At 36.6% G+C, this 3,243-nt stretch carries 4 protein-coding genes; all 4 read right to left on the bottom strand.

The window, feature by feature from the left end; genetic code table 11:
* On the bottom strand, positions 1-202 hold a 202-nt coding region (locus tag ACI3VO_RS10900; protein WP_439757941.1), incomplete at its 3' end, for a hypothetical protein.
* Between the two features lie 49 nt (positions 203-251).
* Positions 252-1,295, bottom strand: a complete 1,044-nt coding sequence (locus tag ACI3VO_RS10905) for a hypothetical protein (RefSeq protein WP_439757942.1) — start codon at positions 1,293-1,295, stop codon at positions 252-254.
* Between the two features lie 2 nt (positions 1,296-1,297).
* Entirely contained in the window at positions 1,298-2,596 is a 1,299-nt protein-coding gene (locus ACI3VO_RS10910; protein ID WP_439757943.1) for a hypothetical protein, read from the bottom strand.
* A 190-nt stretch (positions 2,597-2,786) separates the two neighbouring features.
* Positions 2,787-3,243, bottom strand: a 457-nt coding sequence (locus ACI3VO_RS10915; protein WP_439757944.1) for a hypothetical protein, incomplete at its 5' end; no start/stop codon positions are given.

Genomic DNA, 3,243 nt, shown 5'->3' on the forward strand with positions numbered 1-3,243 from the left:
TTTTCTCAACACCAAGAACAATACCATCTCCTGATGCTAACGCATCAAAATTAACTGCCATTTTAGAGTCAAAATCAACACCATAATGAATATAACCATAGTAATTTTTATATTTTGCATTTTTAAATCCAGCCGCAACAGTACATTCTTTCATGGGGAAAAATAAAAGTTGCGAACCAGTAGGAGCAATTACTTCTTTCATTTTTTCACCGCCTTATTAAAAAACCATTTGTAATGAATTATATATAAAATTATTCAAGCCAAACTCTTGAAATCCAAACTCTATCATCACCTTTAATATGTATATAGTTAGTACTAGTTACTGCACTAATATCTACCACATCTGTTACAATTCCAGTTTCATGAGCTGTAAGCCAAAGATAGCCATCACCTAATCCCTGTTCGTTTGTAGCACTATATGAAACAAAGCAATATACCTTTGCCGCTTCATTACCATGTGTAACTCTTGTTGTTTGAATACATAGTTTACTATAATCAGTAAAGTCAAAACCAATATCTCGTCCCTTATCTAAGAAAGTTACCCAAGGATGTCCAGAACTTGCATTATCTAGAAGCTGAAGAATACCGTCTTGTTCTAAAACACTGCCATAAAGACTATCTTGTTTCCATACTTCACCTTCAGCAGTATTGCCATCTCCATATAAAACAGTACCTGGCGTTGTAGTAACACCTGTATTACCTGAATTATCATTGCCAGCACCAGTATCTACAGAAGTTATATATTGAATTACAGTTACATACATGTGAATACTATCTGTTATATCAGTTCCAGAAACCCATCCTGTTATAGTAAATCCTGATGATACATTAGTCAAAGAGCACGAATAGGTATAAGAACTTGTACTAGGAGTTTGTGTCATCACTGTACTTCCATCGCTGTCTATGATACTAAATTTTTGCTCATAACTAGTTGTTCCATAGCTAGAACCACTATATGTATCCCTATAAGCAGTAATATATAACGTTCCTGGCTCTGTTATATCTGTAATTGAAATTGTCCATTGACCACTGCCTGTCCATTTAGTTGGTAAAAGTATAATGCCTCCACTACTTCCACTCGCTGAACCACTATACGCTTGTAAGCCATATGTAGTAGGATCTTTTGTTGTAATTAAAGCGCCGCTGGACTCTCCTGAATTACTTGTAGCAAAAGTTCCATAATTCACTGTAGTTCCCTGATTATAAATATCGTAAGTAACTGGCTCCTTAGGCGTTGTTGATGTATTGCAAGCCATTAACATTCTTCTACGTTTAAATTTGTCTAATGTTCTCATAATTATACGCTCCAGTTTTTCCAGATTGCGAGACCTTCGTACGTATCAAATTCCCATGTTTCTCCTGCAGACGCAGTTGTTATATCATCGCCACTATTAGCCAAAAAGCCTGTAACATTAATACTAGAAATTGAAGAACCAAAATATATAATTCCATGACTTGATTTAGCATTACCTTGAATATTTAAAGACGTTACGCTCGTAAGAGTATATTCTGTATTATCTGCTATTGTAATAGAAACATCTCCAGCTTGGCTGATATATGTAGGTTCCATAGTTGCTAGAGCATCATCAACGTATATTTTGGTTGCAGCATCAGTGTCATTAATAGGTTCAGCAATATTTTGAAGTCCAACAGTATACGACCCATTGTATTTGTCAGTGAATTTAGCATAAACAGAACTTGTATCTGTATCAAGTACAGCCTTTAAGGACATTGTTGTGTATTTATTACCTGAGTCATCTTCCGAACTAAAAGTTATCTCAGCAGTATTTTTAACACTATATACATAATTCATATCAACGTCATCATTTTGCAAACGATAAAGACTGTCTGCTTCTATTTGAGTTAAAGCACCAATTTCACTAGCAGTATGAGTATGTTCTGCAAGAGCTGCACCTATTTCAGTCGCTGTGTGAGTATGATCCGCAGAAGCCGCACCTACTTCTACCGCAGTATGTGTATGGTCTACGGTAGCTGCTCCTATTTCCTCTGCAGTATGCGTATGGTCAACGGATGCAGCTCCTATCTCTTCTGGTGTAATAGATATACTTAATTCCCCTAAAGTGTGCGTATGCTCTGCAGGAGCTGCACCTAACTCTTCTAAGGTATGTGTGTGGTCTACAGCCGCTGCACCTATTTCTTCTGCAGTATGCGTATGGTCAATTGCAGCATATAATTTATCAGCATCATCCTGATTAAATCCTATTCCTCCATCTGCATCATGAGTATGATAATATGGTGCATAAACACCATCATGATCATGGTCAATCGCAGCATAAACATCATCATGAGAATGCTCAACAGCGGCAGCGCCTATGCTTTCAGGAGTAATAGGGTCAGTTCCATCACTTGCGTGCTGACTAGCATGAATAGATGGTGCAGCACCAACCATTTCAGCAGTATAATCACCTTCCATTGGATCAACGGCACCCTGTCTACCATTAAAATATGAAACACCGCTCCCACCTTGAGAACTACCAGTAACGCTTGAGCCTTGAAGATATGCTAAATGCTCATCTACATCTAAGATAACATGCACCATAGTTCCTTCATCAAAAATCGTAATGGCATTTGGCAATGTGTTTTTACAAGAATCTACTATTTTATACTCTTGGGGATCATCATCAATTAAAATTCCACTAATACCCTTATTACTACTAGGAGTTTTAAATGTAATATGTTTACCATTTGTTATATAAGTATTTGATGGTAATGTTATTGATAAAATTGACATATGTTTTATCACCATCCTTTATTGTATTTATTTATTAGCTAGTCGCCATAGGAACATTGATCCATGCACTGCCATCATAATATTTAAGACCATTCACAGTATCTACCCAAAGAACAACAGAAGCATCAGTAGGCTCTTCTGTACCAATATGTATATAATTATGTACATGGTCACTATCAGCTTTACCAGCAAGAGCTTCATTTACATCTGCAATATTGGCTTTATTAGATAAAGAACTGCTCAATGCAGTAACAGACTCGCTAAGAACTGTTACAGAAGAGGCACTTGCCTTGCCATCAAGAGCTGTATTAATATTAGTTACTGTAGTGTTAAATGTAGATAGGTCTGTTTTAGCTTCGAGTGCAACATCAACTTCTTCTTTGTTTGCTTTTGCATCCAGCTCAGTTTCAAGTGTATTTATATCATTCTGAGCCTCAGTGATTGCGGCAGTATTAGTGCTAATATTTGCAGTATTAGTAGCAACACTATTA

The sequence above is a fragment of the Intestinibacter sp. genome (assembly GCF_051866655.1).
Taxonomy (GTDB): Bacteria; Bacillota; Clostridia; order Peptostreptococcales; family Peptostreptococcaceae; genus Intestinibacter.

What these genes read in the sequence shown, in the direction of transcription:
- ACI3VO_RS10905 (WP_439757942.1), bottom strand. Translation starts at nt 1,295, where the DNA reads ATGAGAACATTAGACAAATTTAAACGTAGAAGAATGTTAATGGCTTGC.